The sequence below is a fragment of the Pseudomonas sp. R3-56 genome (genome assembly GCF_051132075.1).
Taxonomy (GTDB): domain Bacteria; phylum Pseudomonadota; class Gammaproteobacteria; order Pseudomonadales; family Pseudomonadaceae; genus Aquipseudomonas.
Genome location: NZ_CP071657.1, coordinates 4,701,117 through 4,720,663 on the forward strand (window position 1 = coordinate 4,701,117; position 19,547 = coordinate 4,720,663).

General features: G+C 61.8%; 19 protein-coding genes. 7 read left to right on the top strand and 12 right to left on the bottom strand.

Annotation, left to right across the window (positions count from 1 at the left end):
• Positions 1–307: 307 nt before the first annotated feature.
• Positions 308–1,657 carry a diguanylate cyclase domain-containing protein gene (locus J3P96_RS21390; protein WP_434653395.1) on the bottom strand — a complete coding sequence of 450 codons (1,350 nt, stop codon included), beginning with the start codon at positions 1,655–1,657 and terminating at the stop codon, positions 308–310.
• A gap of 232 nt (positions 1,658–1,889) precedes the next feature.
• Here J3P96_RS21390 and J3P96_RS21395 point away from each other — a divergent pair, with 232 nt between their 5' ends.
• Positions 1,890–2,909 carry a DUF4917 family protein gene (locus J3P96_RS21395; RefSeq protein WP_434653397.1) on the top strand — a complete coding sequence of 340 codons (1,020 nt, stop codon included), beginning with the start codon at positions 1,890–1,892 and terminating at the stop codon, positions 2,907–2,909.
• Between the two features lie 163 nt (positions 2,910–3,072).
• Here J3P96_RS21395 and J3P96_RS21400 read toward each other — a convergent pair whose 3' ends face one another.
• Complete coding sequence (locus J3P96_RS21400) at positions 3,073–3,654, bottom strand: DJ-1/PfpI family protein (protein WP_434653399.1); 582 nt, start codon at positions 3,652–3,654, stop codon at positions 3,073–3,075.
• A gap of 395 nt (positions 3,655–4,049) precedes the next feature.
• On the opposite strand from J3P96_RS21400, the gene J3P96_RS21405 reads away from it, so the two are divergent.
• Positions 4,050–4,997, top strand: a complete 948-nt coding sequence (locus J3P96_RS21405; protein WP_434623735.1) for an IS110 family transposase — start codon at positions 4,050–4,052, stop codon at positions 4,995–4,997.
• A gap of 53 nt (positions 4,998–5,050) precedes the next feature.
• On the opposite strand, the gene J3P96_RS21410 is transcribed toward J3P96_RS21405, so the two are convergent.
• From J3P96_RS21410 to J3P96_RS21425, 4 genes are all read right to left on the bottom strand, one after another.
• Entirely contained in the window at positions 5,051–6,268 is a 1,218-nt protein-coding gene (locus J3P96_RS21410) for a class I SAM-dependent methyltransferase (RefSeq protein ID WP_434653401.1), read from the bottom strand.
• Between the two features lie 267 nt (positions 6,269–6,535).
• The gene (locus J3P96_RS21415; RefSeq protein WP_434653403.1) at positions 6,536–7,153 is read right to left on the bottom strand and encodes a TPM domain-containing protein; all 618 of its coding nucleotides are present in this window, start codon (positions 7,151–7,153) and stop codon (positions 6,536–6,538) included.
• Between the two features lie 27 nt (positions 7,154–7,180).
• Positions 7,181–7,930, bottom strand: a complete 750-nt coding sequence (locus J3P96_RS21420; RefSeq protein WP_434653405.1) for a TPM domain-containing protein — start codon at positions 7,928–7,930, stop codon at positions 7,181–7,183.
• A 44-nt stretch (positions 7,931–7,974) separates the two neighbouring features.
• Positions 7,975–8,583, bottom strand: coding sequence for a LemA family protein (locus J3P96_RS21425; RefSeq protein WP_305496253.1), 609 nt, complete (start codon positions 8,581–8,583; stop codon positions 7,975–7,977).
• A 261-nt stretch (positions 8,584–8,844) separates the two neighbouring features.
• On the opposite strand from J3P96_RS21425, the gene bglX reads away from it, so the two are divergent.
• Complete coding sequence (bglX, locus tag J3P96_RS21430) at positions 8,845–11,136, top strand: beta-glucosidase BglX (protein WP_434653407.1); 2,292 nt, start codon at positions 8,845–8,847, stop codon at positions 11,134–11,136.
• Between the two features lie 119 nt (positions 11,137–11,255).
• Here bglX and J3P96_RS21435 read toward each other — a convergent pair whose 3' ends face one another.
• From J3P96_RS21435 to J3P96_RS21455, 5 genes are all read right to left on the bottom strand, one after another.
• Entirely contained in the window at positions 11,256–12,413 is a 1,158-nt protein-coding gene (locus tag J3P96_RS21435) for a phospholipase D-like domain-containing protein (protein ID WP_434653408.1), read from the bottom strand.
• Between the two features lies 1 nt (position 12,414).
• Complete coding sequence (locus J3P96_RS21440; protein ID WP_434653410.1) at positions 12,415–13,005, bottom strand: YceI family protein; 591 nt, start codon at positions 13,003–13,005, stop codon at positions 12,415–12,417.
• A 117-nt stretch (positions 13,006–13,122) separates the two neighbouring features.
• Complete coding sequence (locus J3P96_RS21445; protein WP_434653412.1) at positions 13,123–13,434, bottom strand: amidase; 312 nt, start codon at positions 13,432–13,434, stop codon at positions 13,123–13,125.
• Positions 13,431–14,525 carry a serine hydrolase domain-containing protein gene (locus J3P96_RS21450; RefSeq protein ID WP_434653414.1) on the bottom strand — a complete coding sequence of 365 codons (1,095 nt, stop codon included), beginning with the start codon at positions 14,523–14,525 and terminating at the stop codon, positions 13,431–13,433. The genes J3P96_RS21445 and J3P96_RS21450 overlap by 4 nt, the downstream gene beginning before the upstream one ends.
• A 163-nt stretch (positions 14,526–14,688) precedes the next feature.
• Positions 14,689–15,573 (bottom strand): acyl-CoA dehydrogenase, encoded by an 885-nt coding sequence (locus tag J3P96_RS21455; protein WP_434653415.1) that lies wholly within the window; start codon positions 15,571–15,573, stop codon positions 14,689–14,691.
• 152 nt (positions 15,574–15,725) lie between these two features.
• Here J3P96_RS21455 and olsB point away from each other — a divergent pair, with 152 nt between their 5' ends.
• Both olsB and J3P96_RS21465 read left to right on the top strand, forming a co-directional pair.
• On the top strand, positions 15,726–16,481 hold the full coding sequence (olsB, locus tag J3P96_RS21460; protein WP_434653417.1) for an L-ornithine N(alpha)-acyltransferase: 756 nt from the start codon (positions 15,726–15,728) through the stop codon (positions 16,479–16,481).
• The gene (locus J3P96_RS21465; RefSeq protein WP_434653418.1) at positions 16,481–17,275 is read left to right on the top strand and encodes a lysophospholipid acyltransferase family protein; all 795 of its coding nucleotides are present in this window, start codon (positions 16,481–16,483) and stop codon (positions 17,273–17,275) included. The genes olsB and J3P96_RS21465 overlap by 1 nt, the downstream gene beginning before the upstream one ends.
• Before the next feature lie 29 nt (positions 17,276–17,304).
• Here J3P96_RS21465 and J3P96_RS21470 read toward each other — a convergent pair whose 3' ends face one another.
• The gene (locus J3P96_RS21470; RefSeq protein WP_434653420.1) at positions 17,305–17,889 is read right to left on the bottom strand and encodes an ACP phosphodiesterase; all 585 of its coding nucleotides are present in this window, start codon (positions 17,887–17,889) and stop codon (positions 17,305–17,307) included.
• Between the two features lie 152 nt (positions 17,890–18,041).
• On the opposite strand from J3P96_RS21470, the gene J3P96_RS21475 reads away from it, so the two are divergent.
• Both J3P96_RS21475 and J3P96_RS21480 read left to right on the top strand, forming a co-directional pair.
• A complete protein-coding gene (locus J3P96_RS21475) occupies positions 18,042–18,344 on the top strand; it encodes an ArsR/SmtB family transcription factor (RefSeq protein WP_014336977.1) in 303 nt (100 codons plus the stop codon).
• Positions 18,345–18,361: 17 nt separating this feature from the next.
• The gene (locus J3P96_RS21480) at positions 18,362–19,528 is read left to right on the top strand and encodes an MFS transporter (RefSeq protein ID WP_434653422.1); all 1,167 of its coding nucleotides are present in this window, start codon (positions 18,362–18,364) and stop codon (positions 19,526–19,528) included.
• The last annotated feature ends 19 nt before the right edge of the window (positions 19,529–19,547 follow it).

The window sequence follows — 19,547 nt, forward strand, 5'->3', positions numbered from 1 at the left end:
CCCGCCGCTGAATCAGAACCACCGTTGAATATTCAGCGAGTCGTGCGATCCGGCTTGCGGCCGATCTCAGCCTTCAGCGGACTTTTATCGACACTCGCGGTGGTGGTTCTCCCACTTTTGCGACCCGCTTCAGACACCTTCGTTCGATCATGAGCAATGTTTCCCGGATAAATGTTGCTTGACCCGCGCATGCTCGAGCCCTCCGTATTGCATGAATGATGGGCATGCCTGCCCCGTATTTCATTTGAAATGAGTCGGCATTCAAGGTTTGGAAAAAGCGCTGGCGCGACGACGAACGGTGAGGTGGTCAGATGCCGAAGGCCCGGTGATTGTGGCGTTTGGCTGCGTACATCGCCTCGTCGGCGTGGCGGAACAAGGTGATGTCTTCCGTGCCGTGTTCGGGGAAACACGCCACGCCAATGCTCGGTTCGATGCTCAGGCAATGACCGTCCAGCCGCAGCGGCTGGGCCAGCGCGTGACGAATCTGCTCCTGCACCCGGTCGGCGTCTGCCACGCTCTGGATGCTATGGAGCAGCACCACAAATTCATCGCCCCCGATGCGGGCGACAGTGTCGGTGTCACGTATGCAACCCTTGAGTCGGCTGGCCACCGCTTGCAGCAGCATGTCGCCAACGGCATGACCGTAGGTGTCGTTGATCTGCTTGAAGCGATCCAGATCGATGTAGAGCAATGCCATCCGCCCCGATGCAACACGGGCTGTGGTCAACGCGGCCTTGAAGCGGTCACGCAGCAACTCGCGATTGGGTACCTGAGTGAGCTGATCGTACTGCGCCATGTGCTGCAACCGGGTATGCAGTTGCTGACGCTCGATGGCAATCGCAATCTGCGCGCAAACATACTGCAGCAATTCCTTGTCCTGCTCGGTGTAGCGCTCGTTATCCGCCGCGCTCTTGACGATCAACGCGCCAATCGTGCCGCTCTGCGAATTCAGTGGCACACCCAGCCAGCACGGCGCGTCCGGTTTCGCCACGAGGTCGTGCAGCTCCACGGGCAACGAGCTGGAGCCGGGCGTCAGCAGGATCGGCTGACCGCTGCGTATGACTTCGGCACACAAACGCCCAATGGTCGTACCCGGCAGTTCCGGCTGTCGCTCCCGGTCGTCGACGTGATAGGGAAAGTTGAGCTGGGCACATTGCTCGTCATACAACGCCACCGAAAAATTCAGTGCCGGCAGCCACTCGCCGATTATCAAATGGATACGTTTGAACAACGCCAGCAGGTCGGCGGCAGCATGGGCGGCCTCGGAAATCGCGTACAACGCGGCCTGCCGGGACTCCGCCTGCTTGCGCTCGGTGATGTCCCGCGCCACGGCGATCCGCAATTGGTCAGGCTCGGACCAGCGCGCCGACCAGAGGATATGGACGACCCCACCGTCCTTGCGCAGATAGCGGTTCTCGAAATTGAGCTTGGGTTCTCCGCGCATGACTTCGCGCGCCGCATCAAGGGTCCGCTGGCGGTCGGCAGGGTGGACCATATCGATCATCGAACGGCCGATCAGCTCCTTCGGCGTGTAGCCGAAGATCCGCTCGCTGGCGGCACTGACAAACACGAAACGCCCCATGGCGTCGACGGCGCACACGGCATCCATCAGCAGATCAAGGTAACCGGCCAGCGGCGTGGAGTTTCGAATATCCATGGCACAGAAGCCATCCGGGAATGCAGCAATGAACGAACCGGGAAATCGCCAGGCCAGCGCGCGCCCTGAATACCGGTGAGGATAGCCCAGGCGCCCGATCCGCCGCAGTAAACCGCTCGATCAGAACACCTGAAAGGTTATCGGCCGGTCACGACGTATCTTGATCTGGCTCAGGACCGGGTCGTGATAAAGTCGCGTCCTGCCTTTGCCACGTTTTGAGATGACTTTCGCAATGACCGATTTCCAGGAATACGACGCCCGGCTCGAAAATTGGGAGACGTTGCGCACCGACACCGCTTTCAGCGGCCTGCTGGTGGGCAATGGCGCGAGCCGCGCCGTGTGGGACGATTTCGGCTATGACTCGTTGTTCGAGAACGCCCGCACCGTCGAGGAAAAACCACTGAGCCCTTCGGAACTGAGCGTCTTCGATGCGCTGCAGACCCGCAGTTTCGAGCGGGTGCTGGGCGCGTTGAAAACCACCAGCCGGGTCAACAAGGCCCTGGCCGTCAGCTCCGCCGCCCCGCGCAATCGCTATTACGCGATCAAGGAAGCCTTGATCAACACCGTGCACGCGGTGCATATCCCCTGGCGACTGGTGCAACCCTCGACCCTGGGAAGTCTCAATCAGGAGCTGGGCCGCTACCGCACAGTGTTCACCACCAACTACGATCTGCTCAGCTATTGGGCGATCCAGCATACGCCCGAGACCCTCACCGATCTGTTCATGGGTGCCGATCACAGCTTCGATCCGAGTCGGACCAGTACAGACAAGCCGCGCCTGTTGTATCTGCACGGCGGCCTGCATTTGGTGCGCAACCAGGACGGCACGGCACGCAAGCTCGCTTCCACCGAAGGCACGCTGCTGGGCAGTTTTGCCATCAACAACACCCTCAAGACCCTCGACGACGTGCCGCTTTTTGTCAGCGAAGGGCCGAGCCAGGACAAACTCAAGACCATCCGCAGCAGCGATTACCTGTCGTTCTGCTACGACCAGTTGCTGCACCACGACGACAATCTGTGTCTGTTCGGCCATGCCTTGGGCGAGCAGGACAGCCATATCGTCCATGCCCTGCGCCAAGCGGCGCCGAGGACGGTGGCCATCTCGATTTACCCGCGCAGCCAGGCGTTCATCCAACATCAGAAGCGGCATTACGCCAGATTGTTCGAGGGCCTGGACACGCAACTGCGCTTCTTCGATGCCAAGACCCACCCACTGGGCGATCCGAAGCTGGCGGTGCCGGTGGAGGTCTAAATCCGACGGGCAGCGCAGAACCGTGGCGAGGGAGCTTGCTCCCGCTCGACTGCGAAGCGGTCGCCATTTACGCGATGGGACCGCTTCGCGCTCCAGCGGGAGCAAGCTCCCTCGCCACAAGAGCTCACTCTATCGGACGAGAGCGGCGCGTAGCCCCTGGCTTCTACAAGGTAATGGCCGTGCCCAGCAGCGTCAGGAACCCCGCCAGCCAGTTCGGATGGGCGGGCCACGCCGGTGCCGTGGCCAGGTTGCCTTGGACATGGGCTTCGGTCACTGGAATATCGATGAACGTCCCGCCGGCCAGGCGCACCTCCGGAGCACAGGCCGGATAGGCACTGCATTCCCGCCCTTCCAGGATGCCTGCCGCCGCAAGCAATTGCGCCCCATGGCACACCGCGGCGATCGGCTTGCCCGCCAGATCGAAATCGCGCACCAGTTGCAGGACGCTTTCATTCAGGCGCAGGTATTCCGGCGCACGACCGCCCGGCACCAGCAGCGCGTCATAATCGCTGGCCTGGACGCTGGCGAAGTCATGGTTGAGGGCGAACAGATGCCCAGGCTTCTCGCTGTAGGTCTGGTCGCCTTCGAAATCATGGATCGCGGTGCGCACCGTCTGCCCGGTGGTTTTGTCCGGGCACACCGCGTGCACTGTGTGGCCGATCATCTGCAAGGCCTGAAAAGGCACCATCACTTCATAATCTTCGACGTAATCGCCGACCAGCATGAGGACTTTCTTCGCGGCCATGGCATGGGCTCCTTTGGGATGCGTGGGGGGAACGCATTAAAGGTAGTCCGCAGCAGCGATCTCCCGAGATTAACTGACGGATTGCACCTTCAGGAATGGCGAATGAACCTGTGGGAGCGAGCCTGCTCGCGAATCAGGCAACGCGGTGGGTCAGATGCACCGCGTTATCGTTCTTCGCGAGCAGGCTCGCTTGTATGGTAGGACTTGAAGGGAGGAGGAGGGACTAGGCTCGATTCTGACTGTTAGCCGCAGTACAGACCGTGGGAGATTTCGCCCCTCCTCCTTTCACCCAAGCGCCGATAAAGAATGCATCTGGCCTAGACCGACGATAGGAACAAGCCTGCGCCTCTGGGTGAACCCTTCAAGTGTTCAAACCTTAGCCCGGAGGATTTTCAATGGCAATGCCCGTCGCCACCGCCCAGCCGATCGTAGGTGTGGATGTCGCCAAAGATGAGTTGGTGATTTATCACGCCCAATCCGATCGACTCGAAACGATCCCCAACACCAAAGCTGATATCAAAAAGTGGCTCAAGGCATTACCTGCGCCAGTGGATGTCGCCATCGAAGCCACCAATATCTATCACCAGGACTTCGCCGATCTGGCTTATGCGCATGGCTGTGTGATTTATATGATCGGCGGTTACGAACTCAGTCATTACCGCAAAGGGGTGAAAGTGCGCGCTAAAACCGATGCGCTGGATGCTCGGTTGTTGGCTCGCTACTTGAACAACGAAGGCCACCAGTTGCACCCTTGGTCCCCGCCATCGCCCCTGTATTGCAGGCTTATAAGCCTTTTCCGGCGACGCGCAGCCTTGGTTCAGGCGCGTGTCAGCCTCAAGCAAAGCTGGTCGAACGAACCGTTGCTCAAAACGGCCTTTGAGAACCAGATAAAGGCCATGCAAAGACTCGAAATTTTGCTTGAGAAAACAATCCAGACGCAGTTGGATGCAGCCGGTTTGGGCAGTCAGCTCAAGCGCTGCATGAAAGTCGAAGGCATCGGTCTGTTAAGCGGTGCCCGTTTGCTCACGTCGTTTCAACGTGGAGATTTCAGAAATGCCGATGCCTTCATCGCTTTTCTGGGTCTGGACCTGCGCATATCGGACTCGGGAAAAAAGAAGGGACGCCGCTGCCTGTCTAAGCGAGGTGATCCGGAGGCACGCCGATTGATGCACAACGCCGCGATGTCGGCGAGTCGCACAGCGGCGTGGAAGGGATTTTACGAGGGTTTGAGGTCCCGAGGGCTCAGCACAACCGAGGCATTGGTAGCGCTGGCCCGCAAGCTTGCCCGAGTGGTATTCGCTCTGTTGAAGAACCAGAGCGAATACTTACCAAAAGGCATTTAGGGGCTAGTCCTGCACCATAGAATCTCCCACAGGGTTCCGGGCGGGCAAAACTGTCAGGCGAGGTAGCCGTCAGCCCGCAGCAGCGTTTCCAGGCAATGTTCGGTGATGTGGTAAAACGCCTTCAGCTCTTCGATCCTGGCGAGGAGCTCGATGGCATCCACCGGTTCCGGGCGCTTGACCGCCAGGATCATCTTGTTCTTGTTGGTGTGGTCCAGGGAGATGAACTCGAACACCTTGGTCTCGTAGCCACAGGCTTCGAGGTACAGCGCCCGCAGACTGTCGGTGACCATTTCCGCCTGTTGGCCCAGGTGCAGGCCATATTGCAGCATCGGCTTGAGCAGCGCCGGGCTCTGGATCTGCAGGCGGATCTGCTTGTGACAGCACGGTGAACACATGATGATCGAGGCCCCCGAGCGGATGCCCATGTGGATCGCATAGTCGGTGGCAATGTCGCAGGCATGCAGGGCGATCATCACGTCCACTTCACGCGGCGCGACGCTGCGCACGTCCCCGTGCTGGAACTCAAGGCCCGGATGCTCAAGCCGCGCGGCGGCTTCGTTGCACAACTTGACCATGTCCTCGCGCAACTCGACGCCGGTCACCAGCCCCTCGGCCTGCAAGGTGTTGCGCAAGTAATCATGGATGGCGAACGTCAGGTAGCCCTTGCCCGAGCCGAAATCCGCGACCCGCACCGGTTTGTCCAGCGCCAGCGGCGAAGACGTCAACGCGTGGCTGAAGACTTCGATGAACTTGTTGATCTGCTTCCACTTGCGCGACATCGCCGGAATCAGCTCGTGCTTGTGGTTGGTCACGCCCAGGTCGGCGAGGAACGGCCGGCTCAGATCGAGGAAGCGGTTTTTCTCACGGTTGTGCCCCGCGGACGGCACTTCCCGCAGCTGCTGGGGCTTGCTCTTGAACAACGAGCTCTTGCCCTTCTTGCTGTATTCCAGCTGCGCCTCGTCAGTGATTGCCAGCAGATGTGCGTTCTTGAACGAGGCCGGCAACAGCGCGGCGACCGTCTCCACGCCTTCGACCAGCGGGAAGTTCTTGGTGATGTCGCGTGTCTTGTAGCGGTAGACGAAGGACAGGCGCGGCTGATCCTTGACCGTCAGTTGCTTGATGATCAGCCGCTGCAGATCAGCTTCGTCACCGACGTATTTGGCCAGAACCAGCTTGATGAAGGCGTTCTGCTCAAGGCTGGTCTGCAACAGCTCGATAAATTGGGCGTGGTGATCCGGCGCGGGACGGGCGGGAGTTGCGGTGGCGGACATGGAAAAGCGGCCTCGGGGCGGGCGGATCGGGAATGGCGGGTATTTTAGGGGGGATAGGAAGCCAGGGCACGGGGAATTTCCCCAACGGTGCAGAAGGGATAGTCCATCTTTGGGTCAACAGGCTTCTGTGGCGAGGGAGCTTGCTCCCGCTCGGCTGCGAAGCAGTCGCCTGATTTCAGGCCTGACTCAACCCTTCAGACCGATGGGGAGCAAGCTCCCTCGCCACAAAGGCGCTCCCGCCACAACGGTGTCCGATAGAAAATAGTGTCAGCCGAGCACCACCAACCGATTCGGCAACTCATTGCGCGCATGGGTCACCGGCACATGCGCCTTGAGCAGTTCGCCGCAGGCTTCAATGCACGTCACAAAGCCTTGCAACGTCTGGCCCTGGCGAACCTGCTGGGTAAATGCCGCGACGATCGCCTCCCAATGCTTATTGTCGAGTCGCTTGGAAATGCCCTCGTCCACCAGGATTTCCACATACCGCTCGGCCTCGCAAACGAAGATCAGCATGCCTGTGCCGTCCACCGTGTGGTGCAGGTTCTGCTCGAGAAATTGCCGGCGCGCCAGGTTCGACGCTCGCCAGTGACGTACTGAGCGAGGGATCAGGTACGTGGTGATAGCAGGCAGGCGAAACAGCAGGCACAACCCGATGAAACTGGCCCACTGCACCAACAGCAAGCTGTGCGTGGTAAGCCAGCCCGTCAGGTAATGCACCACACCGGGGGCTACCAGGGCCAGCAAGCTGGCCCAGAGCAGCGGGATGTAGGCATAGTCGTCGGCGCGAGCAGCAAGCACCGTTACCAGTTCGGCATCGGTGTCGCGCTCGACCCGGGCAATGGCCTCGGCCACCTTGCGTTGTTCGTGTTCAGTCAGTAATGCCATGTCAAAAATGCCTGCTCATTATTATGCTCACCAGCCGCCCGACGAACCGCCGCCACCAAAACTGCCTCCGCCACCGCTGAAGCCTCCGCGACCGCCGCCGCCGAAACCACCACCGCCGCTTCTGGAGCCGCCACCGCCGGAACCGCCACTGCTCGGCAGGATACCCAGCACCTGGCAAACGCCTATCGTCAGGATGAACAGCATCGCCAGGAAGATTACCAGCCCCGCATGCCGGTCGATGAAATCGCCCTCACCCTGCCCTCCCGCGTCATACGCAGGGGCCGGCTCATCCAGCGGACTGCCGCCCAACACCACGAGCATCGCCGCGACGCCGTCGCTGATGCCCTTGTTGAAATTTCCCGTCTTGAATGCCGGAGTGATGATCTGATTGATGATGACCGAGCTCTGTGCATCGGTCAGCCGATCTTCCAGGCCGTACCCCACTTCGATCCGCAGTTTACGGTCATCGCGGGCGACGATCAGCAGCGCGCCGTTGTTTTTATCCTTCTGCCCGATGCCCCAGTGGCGGCCTAATTGGTAACCGAAGTCCTCGATGCTGGCGCCCTGCAGGTCCGGCAGGGTAACGACAACCAGCTGCTCACTGGTCGCCTGCTCATGGGCCTTGAGCTGCGCATCGAGTTGCGTGCGCACCGAGGGCTCCAGCATCTGGGCGGTGTCCACCACCCGCCCGGTCAATGCCGGGAACTTCAATTCGGCCTGGGCCGTAACTGCTAACACCCAGAGCAACAGCACCAGGCCAAACTTCAACGCGCGCATTGGAACCTCATCCGTGGGAATGCCATAGCCTGTGGGAACAACGATCAGAACTTCACTTCAGGCGCTTTTTCGGCATTCGGGCTGGTCGCCTCGAAGGTTTCGCGGATCGGCAAGTCGCTGTACATCACGCTGTGCCACAGGCGGCCGGGGAACGTGCGGATTTCGGTGTTGTACTTCTGCACCGCCAGGATAAAGTCACGACGCGCTACGGCAATGCGGTTCTCGGTGCCTTCGAGTTGCGATTGCAACGCCAGGAAGTTCTGGTTGGCCTTCAGGTCCGGGTAGCGCTCGGACACCACCATCAAGCGGCTCAACGCCCCGCTCAACTGGTCCTGGGCTTGTTGGAACTGCTTGAGTTTTTCCGGATTGTCCAAGGTATTGGCATCGACCTGGATCGAGGTGGCCTTGGCCCGCGCTTCGATTACCGCGGTCAGGGTTTCTTGCTCGTGCCGGGCATAACCCTTGACGGTTTCCACCAGGTTGGGAATGAGGTCGGCGCGGCGTTGGTATTGGTTCTGCACCTGGCCCCAGGCCGCCTTGGCCTGCTCGTCCAGCGTCGGGATGTTGTTGATGCCGCAACCGGCCAGCAATGTCGTGAAGAGCATCAGGGCCAGCATCTGCAGGCCGCGAAGGTGGTTCAGTCGTGGATTCATCGGGTCAAGCGCTCCCTTGCATTGCATTAAAAAAACACCGCCACCTATCTTACCGGCGTCTGGGGCATAATCGCCGCCGCACTGGATCGAATCGGGTTGATGGGCTAAAAGATGCCCGGTGCGAAACTAAGTTCATCGGCACAGGCTCGAAAGTGTGCTGCATTTAACCGGATAACACCCGAACAACAATAGCCGCTCCTCACATTTAGGCTGACCGGCGTGTCCTGATCACCGCCCTTTAGGCTTGCGAGAAAACAATTCATGAAGAAGCTGTGTTTGCTGGGCCTGTTTGTCACCCTGGCCAGTCAATCCGTATTAGCCGACAACCTGCCAGCCCCCATGGAGAACAAGGACGCTTTCATCAGCAACCTGATGAAGCAGATGACCCTCGAGGAAAAGATCGGCCAACTGCGCCTGATCAGCATCGGCCCGGAAATGCCCCGGGAGATGATCCGCAAGGAAATCGCCGCGGGCAACATCGGTGGTACGTTCAACTCCATCACCCGCGACGAAAACCGTCCGATGCAGGACGCGGCCATGCGCAGCCGGTTGAAGATCCCGATGTTCTTCGCCTATGACGTGATCCATGGCCACCGGACCATTTTCCCGATCCCCCTGGCCCTGGCTTCGAGCTGGGACCTGGACGCCATCTACCGCTCCGGTCGTGTCGCGGCCAAGGAAGCGGCGGCCGACAGCCTGGACATCACCTTTGCGCCGATGGTCGATATCTCCCGCGACCCGCGCTGGGGCCGGACCTCCGAAGGTTTCGGCGAGGACACTTACCTGGTGTCGCGCATCGCCGGGGTGATGGTCAAGGCATTCCAGGGCAGCGGCGCCAACGCCGCCGACAGCATCATGGCCAGCGTCAAGCACTTCGCCCTGTATGGCGCGGTGGAAGGCGGCCGGGACTACAACACCGTGGACATGAGCCCGGTGAAAATGTACCAGGACTACCTGCCGCCCTACCGCGCTGCCATCGACGCCGGTGCAGGCGGGGTGATGGTCGCGCTGAACTCCATCAACGGCGTGCCGGCCACCGCCAACACCTGGCTGATGCACGACCTGTTGCGCAAGGAATGGGGCTTCAAGGGCCTGGCCGTCAGCGACCACGGGGCGATTTTCGAGTTGATCAAGCATGGCGTCGCCCGGGACGGTCGCGAAGCGGCAAAACTGGCGATCAAGGCCGGCATCGACATGAGCATGAACGACTCGCTCTACGGCAAAGAGCTGCCAGGGCTGCTCAAGGCTGGCGAAATCGAGCAGAGCGACCTTGATAACGCGGTGCGTGAAGTGCTGGCCGCCAAGTACGACATGGGCCTGTTCAAGGACCCGTACCTGCGCATCGGCAAGGCCGAGGATGACCCGGCCGACGTCTATGCCGACAGCCGCATGCATCGCGCCGATGCCCGTGACGTGGCGCGCCGCAGCCTGGTCCTGCTGGAAAACCGCAACCAGACCCTGCCCCTGAAGAAGACCGCGAAGGTCGCCCTGGTCGGTCCGCTGGCCAAGGCGCCGATCGACATGATGGGCAGCTGGGCCGCCGCCGGTCGCCCGGCGATGTCGGTCACCGTGTACGACGGCATGGCCCGTGCGCTGGGCGGCGAGTCGAAGCTGATCTACGCCCGTGGCGCCAATATCACCGGCGACAAGAAGGTGCTCGACTACCTCAACTTCCTCAATTTCGACGCACCGGAAGTGGTGGATGACCCGCGCCCGGCCCAGGTGCTGATCGATGAAGCGGTGAAAGCCGCCAAGGAAGCCGACGTGGTCGTGGCCGCCGTGGGCGAGTCCCGTGGCATGTCCCACGAGTCCTCGAGCCGCACCGAGTTGAACATCCCGGCCAGCCAGCGCGAGCTGATCAAAGCCCTGAAAGCCACCGGCAAACCCTTGGTGCTGGTGCTGATGAACGGCCGTCCGCTGTCGCTGCTGGAAGAACAACAGCAAGCCGATGCGATCCTGGAAACCTGGTTCAGCGGCACCGAAGGCGGCAACGCCATTGCTGACGTGCTGTTCGGCGACTACAACCCGTCGGGCAAGCTGCCGATCACCTTCCCACGCTCGGTCGGGCAGATTCCTACCTACTACAATCACCTGAGCATCGGCCGGCCGTTCACGCCGGGCAAGCCGGGCAACTACACCTCGCAATATTTCGACGACACCACCGGCCCGCTCTACCCGTTCGGCTATGGCTTGAGCTACACGACGTTCAACCTGTCGGACATGGCCTTGTCGTCCACCACGCTGAACAAGACCGGCAAGCTCGACGCCAGCATCACCCTGGAAAACACCGGCGAGCGTGACGGTGAAACCGTGGTGCAGCTGTACATCCAGGATGTGACCGGGTCGATCATCCGCCCGGTGAAAGAGCTGAAGAACTTCCGCAAGGTGATGCTCAAGGCCGGCGAGAAGAAAGTCATCCACTTCACCATCACCGAAGACGACCTTAAGTTCTTCAACGCCCAGCTCAAGTACGCCGCTGAACCGGGCAAGTTCAACGTGCAGATCGGCCTGGATTCCCAGGATGTGAAGCAGCAGAGTTTCGAGTTGCTCTGAAAATCCCCCTGTGGGAGCGAGCCTGCTCGCGAAGGCGATCCTTCAGTCACTGCATCGTTGACTGTCGGACCGCTTTCCCGAGCAGGCTCGCTCCCACAGTTGTATCTGTGGTGTCTGGACTAACCCCGTCGATCCAGCAGATTCACCACCAGCCGGTCCACCCATCCCCACAACCGTTGTTTGACGCGCTTCCACAGCGGCCGGCGCTGCCAAGCGTCGAGGCTCACTTGCAGGCTTTGGTCGAAATCGCGCTCAAAACTGGTCGCCACGGCCTTGCTCAGTCCTGAGTCCAATGCTTCCAGATTGGCCTCCAGGTTGAAGCGCAGGTTCCAGTGATCGAAATTGCACGAGCCGATGCTGACCCAATCGTCCACCAGCACCATTTTCAAATGGAGGAAACATGGCTGGTATTCATAGATCTTCACACCGGCCTTGAGCAGGCGCGGGTAATAACGGTGGCCGGCGTAGCGCACGGAGGGGTGATCGGTGCGCGGGCCGGTCAGCAGCAGGCGCACGTCGATGCCCCGGGCGGCGGCCTTGCGCAGGGAGCGGCGCACGTTCCAGGTCGGCAGGAAATACGGCGTGGCCATCCAGATACGTTTCTGACCGCTGTTTAACGCCCGGGACAGTGATTGCAGGATGTCGCGGTGCTGGCGGGCGTCGGCATAGGCCACCCGGCCCATGCCCTCGCCCACCGGCGGAACACGGGGCAAGCGCGGCAAGCCGAAATTGGAAGCCGGTTTCCAGGCCCGACGATGGCGGTTGGCAAGCCACTGGCGGTCGAACAGCAGTTGCCAGTCGAGCACCAGCGGGCCGACGATTTCCACCATCACTTCGTGCCAGTCGCTTTGGTCTTCCAAGGGGTTCCAGAATTCGTCGGTGACCCCGGTGCCGCCGACCACCGCCAGGCGCTGATCGACCAGCAGCAGCTTGCGATGGTCGCGGTAAAGATTGCGCACCCAGCGACGCCAGCTCAGGCGATTGTAGAACCGCAGCTCCACACCTGCCTCGACCAGGCGATTGCGCAGGCCCAGGGTAAACGCCAGGCTGCCGTAGTCGTCGAACAGGCAGCGCACGCGAACACCCCGCTCGGCGGCCTGGACAAGCGCCTGGACCATCGCCTCGGCGCAAACGCCCGCCTCCACCAGATACAGCTCCAGTTCCACCTGCTCCTGGGCGCGGGCGATTTCCACCAGCATGCGCGGAAAGAACTGCGGACCGTCGATCAACAACTCGAAGCGATTGCCTTCGCGCCAGGGAAATACCGGACCGCTCATGTCAGCGCGCCGTGAAGATCAGCACCGCATTCACCGGCACCGACAGGCTGATGGTCGACAATCCGGCCAGTGCGCGCAGCTTTTCCAGGCCCGGCGCCAGGCCGAAATCCGCCGCGTTGAGCACCACCGGCTCCAGGGTCACGACCTGGAAACGTCGCTCATCCAGGCGCGTCGCCAGGAGTTGGGCGTTGTATTCGTGCTGCTTGCCATGCAGGTCTACCGTTACCGGCAGGCGCAGCTCCAACTGTGCGCCGTTGGCCAGGTCCTGGATCGGCATCAGGTCAAGCTGCGCGGTGATGGTGGCTTCGGCAAACTGCTTGATCTCGAACAGCTCGGCGCGCATGCGTTCGTCCCGCAGCGGGACGCCGCTGTTGATGGACTCCAGCTCGACCTCCAGCCGCGCCAGGCCCTTGGGCTGGACCTGGCCATGAAGCACGAGAAAGCGCTGGACCTCGGACACATTGCCGTTTTTGCTGCTGATAAACGAAAGCCGCGACGATTCGCCGTCCAGGTACCAGTCGGCCTGGGCCGGCAACGCGGCGCAGGCCAGCAGCAACGTGATGACAGCGTGGGGGGGAAACCGCTTGAACATACAGACTCGGAGGGCAGAGAAACCTGTGGCGAACCTTAACCGGGACGGGGGCGATTGCAAACTGTCGGTTTCGACAACTGCCTTGGCTCGCCACAAAGGCAATCCTTGAATCAGCATTCAGGGTTCCAACCGACACCCCTGCCGCTCGCCGATCCAGCGCGCACTGTGGCTGCGCCGCAACCCGCTGACGGTGACGCGCCTGGCTTCAACGGTCTCGAAAAAATCGCTGACGGGAACCGACTGCTTCACGTAGCCCCGGCAATACTCGGCTGGCTGCCGCATCACATAGCGGCACGAGCAATACTCCATGGCGGTGTAAGCGCTGATGATGTCGGGGAAGGCCTGCAGGGCCACCCGTTCCAGCCAGACCCAACCGAACAGGGCAACGAGCAGCACCGACGCCAGGCTGAGCAACACGTTGCGTCTCATGGTCGCACCGCCCCGGCGAAGGCCGCCATGGCGCGCTTGAGCAATTCGTTGTGGCGGTAGCTGCCGTCGCGGTCATCGCCGTAGCGCACGATCACCAGCCTGGCGCTGGGAATGATATACAGCGCCTGGCCCCAGTGGCCGAGCGCGGCGAACGTATCCGGCGGTGCGTCAGGCCATGGGCGGAGGGTGGAGTCGGCACCGCGATTGAGCCACCAATGCCCGCCAGGCACGGCTTCGTCCTGGCCCGCCTGGAATCCGGCGAAAGGCTCGCGATTGAATGCTATCCAGTCTTTGGGCACCAATTGTCGGTCGCCCCAGCGGCCATCGCGCTGCATCAACAAGCCGACACGCGCCAGGTCCTGCGCCGTCAGGTAGGCATAGGACGACCCGACAAACGTGCCGCTGGCGTCGGTTTCCCAGGTCGCGTGGCGGATGCCCAGCGGTTCGAACAGGGCCGTCCAGGGGTAATCGGCATAGCGCGCCGGGCCGACGATGGTTTTCAGCGCCGCCGCCAGCAGGTTGCTGTCGCCACTGGAGTAACGGAACACTTGCCCGGGCGGGCCGAAGCTCTCGTGCGCGGCAGTGAACGCCGCCATGTCGTGGCGCCCCCGCGTGTAGAGTATCGCCACCACCGAGGAATTGAGTGGCGCGTATTCGTAGTCTTCCTGCCAGTCCAGGCCGGAAGTCCAATGAAACAGATCGGCCAGGGTCATGTCCGGGTGCCGCTGCAGCGGCGGGTAGTACTTGGCAGCGGGATCATCCAGGGCGAACAGCCTTTCGCCGTAGGCCACGCCGAAGATTGTCGCCAGCAGGCTTTTACTGATGGACCAGGTCAGGTGCGGAGTCTGGGCGGTCGTGGGTCCGGCGTAGCGTTCATAGACCAGTCGGCCGTCCTGGATGATCAGGAGCGCGTCGGTGCGGATGCCCTCGCGGGTGCTGTCATCCCTTTGGGTAAAGGCGTATTGCTCCAGCGCTTCGAGGGCCGGCCCAGTGGGCGTCGGGCCGGTTGGCCATTGTTCTGAGGGCCAGTCTTCAGCGCCGGCTGTGAGGGTCAACAGCAACAGCGGAAGCAACAGCCAGCGTCTGGGCATGCGTGGGGCTCGCAGGGTTGAACCTGCAGAGCCTAGCCGGGCTTGATGACAGTTTGAGTTGATGGGGTCTGGGAGGACGCCATCGCGAGCAAGCTCGCTCCCACATGGGTCTCATGTGCGACACAGACCCATGTGGGAGCGAGCTTGCTCGCGAAGAGGCCCGTCAAGCCAATAAAGATTCCAACGCCTTGGCCAACCGCTTGGCCCGTGCGCCCGCCGCGATATCCATGACCCCTTTGTCGCGCCCCCACATTTCTCGCCACGACGCCGGCCCAGCAGCCAGCGCCTCATTCAATTCGACATCAAGCCCCTTGAACTGCGCGAACAGCCCACCCAGCAGCACATGCCCGGCCGCACTGGACGGGTTTTGTCGACTCACCTCCGCGCACCCCGCCAGCAGAGCCAACAGGCGCAGTTGCAAGGCCTGCGGCCAATCACACTCCTGGCCCACACCATAGAGCCAGGCAGCCATTGCACTGAGCACATAAAGGTCTTCCAGGGTACGGAACGGTTTGACGTAGGCATCCCAGCCGTCACCTGGCAGCACTTCGCACAACGCGCCATCGAGCAATACCCGAGCATGGCCGATGTCCGGCATCAAGGGGATGGCGGGGAGTTTTTCCAGGTTCACTCCAGGTTCTCCGCCATAGACCACCACCAGCTTCAGCCGCGGTGCTTCGCCGGCAGCTTCGCTTCGGGCCGCGATCAGCAGCCATTCGGCGGCATCGCCCGCGGTGACGAAATCCTTGCGTCCATTCACCCGCAATTCGCTGAGACGGGTCTGCATATCCGCCGGGCGCAGGCTGCGCTGCTCGGTGGCGCACAAGGCGCCGAGGCTCTGCGGCGCGCTTGGCCAGAGCGCCCGCAGGGCCGCCTGGTAGCCCACCAGGAACGCCAGCCCCGGCGTGGCCATCAACCTGGCGCCGGCCACGGCCAGCTCGAATGGCGTGACCGGCCCCAGCCGTTGCAACAAGCCCGCGTGACCTTCCGCCAGATCCACAAAGACAGGCAACCGCTCGCCGCGTTCGATCAGGGTTTGCCAAGGCATGGGGGTTCCTCGTGGGCTGTCATATAAGCATCACCAAAGCTTCATGGCGATGACACCGGGGCTACATAGCCTGACTTTGCACAACATGGCTGCATAAAGAAAGTCGATTGGCTCACCCCAAGACGGGTGTAAAGCCCGCACGGAGATTCGCTATGACTCAGATCGCCCGCATCAGCGACACCGGCAATGAACGCCGCCTGCAAGCCGAACGCCTGATTGGCGCCAAGGCCTTGCACGAAGCACAGGCCCTGCGCTTCAACGTCTTCAGCGGCGAATTCAACGCCAAGCTCAAGGGCGCGGAACTGGGTCTGGACATGGATGACTATGATGTTCACTGCGCCCACATCGGCGTACGCGACCTGAACACCGGCCGCCTCGTGGCCACCACCCGCCTGCTCGACCACCAGGCCGCCAGCAGCCTGGGCCGGTTCTACAGCGAAGAGGAATTCAGCCTGCACGGGCTGGTCCATCTCCAGGGTCCGATCCTGGAAATCGGCCGCACCTGCGTCGACCCGGCCTACCGCAACGGCGGCACCATCGCGGTGCTCTGGGGCGAACTGGCCGAAGTCCTCAATGAAGGCGGCTACAGCTACCTGATGGGTTGCGCGAGCATTCCAATGCAAGACGGCGGCATCCAGGCCCAGGCGATCATGCAACGCCTGCGCGAACGCTACCTGTGCACCGAACACCTGCAAGCCGTGCCGAAAAAACCCTTGCCGGCACTGGACGTTCCGTCCAACGTCATCGCCGAGATGCCACCGCTGCTCAAGGCGTATATGCGCCTGGGCGCGAAGATTTGCGGCGAGCCGTGCTGGGACGAGGATTTCCAGGTCGCCGACGTGTTCATCCTGCTCAAGCGCGACGAACTCTGCCCGCGTTATGCCCGTCACTTCAAGGCGGCGGTGTGATGAGCCGGCTGCGGGTGTACGCGCGAATCGCGCGCGTGTTGCTGGTCGTCGCGCTGGGCCTGGCCATGGCCAGTGTGTTCGGGCTGCTGGAACGCCTGGGGCTGGCCCATTCGATGGTGCGCCGCCAGCGCTGGTCGAGGTTTTTCATGGCGCGACTGAGCAATGCCCTGCCCTTTCGCGTCACCGTTCATGGACACCTGCCAAAACAGCCGATGCTGTGGGTCAGCAACCATGTGTCCTGGACCGACATTCCGCTGCTGGGCATGCTCACGCCGCTGTCGTTCCTGTCCAAGGCCGAAGTGCGCACCTGGCCGGTGGCTGGATGGCTGGCGGCCAAGGCTGGCAGCCTGTTCATCCGGCGCGGCTCGGGCGACAGCCAGTTGATTCGCAAACAGATGAGCCGCCATCTGGAGCAAGCGCATCCGCTGCTCATGTTCCCCGAGGGCACGACCACCGACGGACGTTCGCTGCGCACGTTCCATGGTCGCCTGCTGTCGGCGGCCATCGATGCCGATGTGGCCTTGCAACCGGTGGCGATCCGTTACCTGCGTAACGGCGAACCCGACTTGCTGGCTCCCTTCATTGGCGATGATGACCTGCTGTCACACCTGATGCGCCTGTTTGCCAATGACCTGGGCGACGTGGAGATCCACTTGCTGGAGCCCATTGCCTGCCACGGCCAGGAACGCGCGGCCCTGGCGTTCCAGGCGCAACAGGCGGTGCACAAGGCGCTGTTCGGAACGACTCCAGAGAAACAGCAAGCGCCGGTACGGCCTGCGGCGATTGCGGCTTGATCCGAATCCTCTGAACTCCCCCCAAAATATCAATTTTGCGGTGCGATCTGGTTCTGAGCAAAATCCTGCAACTGCGGATAGAACAACCGAAAATCCTCGCTCAACGGCTCATACAGCCTGACCAACTCCGCCATCGCCCCGGCCAGTTCCTCGGGCCGCGACAGGCGCCGGGAAATACCGCGCAGCACCTGCCCGAGCACCTCGAATTCCTGATAGGAACCCAACCAGTCATCCGCCGCCATGAACGGCGCGATCTGCGCCAGGCGCCCGGGCAGTTGCGCTTCGGCGGCGAGCACCTGGTAGACCCGGGAAGTGAAATCCAGCAGCGGCCCTTCGCCGTACTGCGCCCAGTCGCGGGCCAGGCAATGGTCGAAAAACACATCCAGCACGATCCCGGCATAACGCCGGCGGACCGTGGAGAAGCGCGACAAGGCGATATCCACCAGCGGATGGCGATCGGTGTACATGTCGATGCGTCGATGCAGGGCGATCGCCGCTTCGATCTGCGGAGTGAATTGCCCCTGCAGCGGCCCTTTGACGAAATCGCCGTAGAGGCTGCCGAGCAGTTGTTCCCGGCCAGGGCCGCCGAGGTGCAGGTGTGCGAGATAGTTCATGGCGGGCAGCTTACCATCGCCACGCCTATATCGTTATAACCCGATATAGCGATTTGTTCGTCCCTCAGATCAAATACATATTGGTATATCGCGAAGCAACGATTTAAGGTTCGCCTCATCGCGATATAGCGTTATTCATAAGAGCTGCCCCAATGACCCTCGACCTCGACGAAATAATAAAAGCCCTGGCGCACCCAGTACGGCGAGACATCCTCAACTGGCTCAAGGACCCCAAGGTCCAGTTCCCCGAACAGTTGCACAACCATGAATTCGGTATTTGCGCCGGCCAGATCGATCAGCGCTGCGGCCTTTCGCAGTCCACGGTTTCGGCGCATCTGGCGGTGTTGCAGCGGGCGGGGTTGATCACCAGCCAGAAGGTCGGTCAATGGCACTTCTTCAAACGCAACGAGGACGTGATCCAGCAATTCCTCAAGCAAATGAGCCAAGAGCTCTGACCTGACAAGGATTCGAAATGCCCCTTTCACTCTTGATCCTGGCGCTCAGCGCCTTCGCCATCGGCACGACGGAATTCGTCATCATGGGCCTGTTGCCCGATGTGGCGGCGGACCTCGGCGTATCGATTCCCGGCGCCGGCTGGCTGGTGACCGGCTATGCGCTGGGCGTGGCCATCGGTGCGCCGTTCATGGCAATGGCCACCGCGCGGCTGCCGCGCAAGGCTGCGCTGGTGGCGCTGATGGGGATTTTCATAATCGGCAACCTGCTCTGCGCCGTCGCCAGCGACTACAACGTACTGATGTTCGCCCGGGTCGTTACTGCCCTGTGTCACGGTGCGTTCTTCGGCATCGGCTCGGTGGTGGCGGCCGGCCTGGTGGCGCCGAACAAGCGCGCTTCGGCCGTGGCCCTGATGTTCACTGGCCTGACCCTGGCCAACGTGCTCGGCGTACCGCTGGGCACCGCACTGGGCCAGCAGGCCGGCTGGCGCTCGACTTTCTGGGCCGTGACGGTCATCGGTGTGATCGCACTGATCGGCCTGATCCGCTTCCTGCCGGCCAAGCGCGACGAGGAAAAACTCGACATGCGTGCCGAGCTGGTGGCGCTCAAGGGCGCAGGCCTGTGGCTGTCGCTGAGCATGACCGCGTTGTTCTCCGCCTCGGTGTTCACGCTGTTTACCTACGTCGCCCCCCTGCTCGGCGAAGTCACCGGCGTTTCGCCCCGTGGCGTGACCTGGACCCTGGTCCTGATCGGCCTCGGCCTGACGCTTGGCAACATCATCGGCGGCAAGCTGGCGGACAAGAGCCTGGCGAACACGCTGATGGGCGTCTTTTTGACCATGGCGCTGGTGTCCACGGTATTGAGCTGGACCAGCGTGGCGCTGATCCCGACTGAAATCACCCTGTTCCTCTGGGCCACCGCCTGCTTCGCCGCCGTGCCGGCCTTGCAAGTCAACGTGGTGACCTTCGGCAAAGCCGCGCCAAACCTGGTATCCACCCTGAACATCGGTGCCTTCAACATTGGCAATGCCTTGGGTGCCTGGGTCGGCGGCAGTGTCATCGACCATGGCCTGGGCCTGACAGCCGTGCCCCTGGCCGCCGGCGCGCTGGCCGTGCTGGCGCTGCTGGTAACTCTGATCACTTTTCGCCAGGGCGGCAATGCCGACCTGGCCCCTGCCACTCACTGACTTTTAACCCTTCACTTGC

Excerpts from the sequence above, each read along its gene's own strand:
- J3P96_RS21470 (WP_434653420.1), bottom strand. The coding sequence starts at position 17,889 with ATGAACTATCTCGCACACCTGCACCTCGGCGGCCCTGGCCGGGAACAA.
- J3P96_RS21450 (WP_434653414.1), bottom strand. The coding sequence starts at position 14,525 with ATGCCCAGACGCTGGCTGTTGCTTCCGCTGTTGCTGTTGACCCTCACA.
- J3P96_RS21445 (WP_434653412.1), bottom strand. The coding sequence starts at position 13,434 with ATGAGACGCAACGTGTTGCTCAGCCTGGCGTCGGTGCTGCTCGTTGCC.
- J3P96_RS21395 (WP_434653397.1), top strand. The coding sequence starts at position 1,890 with ATGACCGATTTCCAGGAATACGACGCCCGGCTCGAAAATTGGGAGACG.
- J3P96_RS21465 (WP_434653418.1), top strand. The coding sequence starts at position 16,481 with ATGAGCCGGCTGCGGGTGTACGCGCGAATCGCGCGCGTGTTGCTGGTC.
- olsB (WP_434653417.1), top strand. The coding sequence starts at position 15,726 with ATGACTCAGATCGCCCGCATCAGCGACACCGGCAATGAACGCCGCCTG.
- J3P96_RS21415 (WP_434653403.1), bottom strand. The coding sequence starts at position 7,153 with ATGGCATTACTGACTGAACACGAACAACGCAAGGTGGCCGAGGCCATT.
- J3P96_RS21475 (WP_014336977.1), top strand. The coding sequence starts at position 18,042 with ATGACCCTCGACCTCGACGAAATAATAAAAGCCCTGGCGCACCCAGTA.
- J3P96_RS21455 (WP_434653415.1), bottom strand. The coding sequence starts at position 15,573 with ATGCCTTGGCAAACCCTGATCGAACGCGGCGAGCGGTTGCCTGTCTTT.
- J3P96_RS21480 (WP_434653422.1), top strand. The coding sequence starts at position 18,362 with ATGCCCCTTTCACTCTTGATCCTGGCGCTCAGCGCCTTCGCCATCGGC.
- bglX (WP_434653407.1), top strand. The coding sequence starts at position 8,845 with ATGAAGAAGCTGTGTTTGCTGGGCCTGTTTGTCACCCTGGCCAGTCAA.
- J3P96_RS21435 (WP_434653408.1), bottom strand. The coding sequence starts at position 12,413 with ATGAGCGGTCCGGTATTTCCCTGGCGCGAAGGCAATCGCTTCGAGTTG.
- J3P96_RS21400 (WP_434653399.1), bottom strand. The coding sequence starts at position 3,654 with ATGGCCGCGAAGAAAGTCCTCATGCTGGTCGGCGATTACGTCGAAGAT.
- J3P96_RS21390 (WP_434653395.1), bottom strand. The coding sequence starts at position 1,657 with ATGGATATTCGAAACTCCACGCCGCTGGCCGGTTACCTTGATCTGCTG.
- J3P96_RS21440 (WP_434653410.1), bottom strand. The coding sequence starts at position 13,005 with ATGTTCAAGCGGTTTCCCCCCCACGCTGTCATCACGTTGCTGCTGGCC.
- J3P96_RS21405 (WP_434623735.1), top strand. The coding sequence starts at position 4,050 with ATGGCAATGCCCGTCGCCACCGCCCAGCCGATCGTAGGTGTGGATGTC.
- J3P96_RS21420 (WP_434653405.1), bottom strand. The coding sequence starts at position 7,930 with ATGCGCGCGTTGAAGTTTGGCCTGGTGCTGTTGCTCTGGGTGTTAGCA.
- J3P96_RS21410 (WP_434653401.1), bottom strand. The coding sequence starts at position 6,268 with ATGTCCGCCACCGCAACTCCCGCCCGTCCCGCGCCGGATCACCACGCC.
- J3P96_RS21425 (WP_305496253.1), bottom strand. The coding sequence starts at position 8,583 with ATGAATCCACGACTGAACCACCTTCGCGGCCTGCAGATGCTGGCCCTG.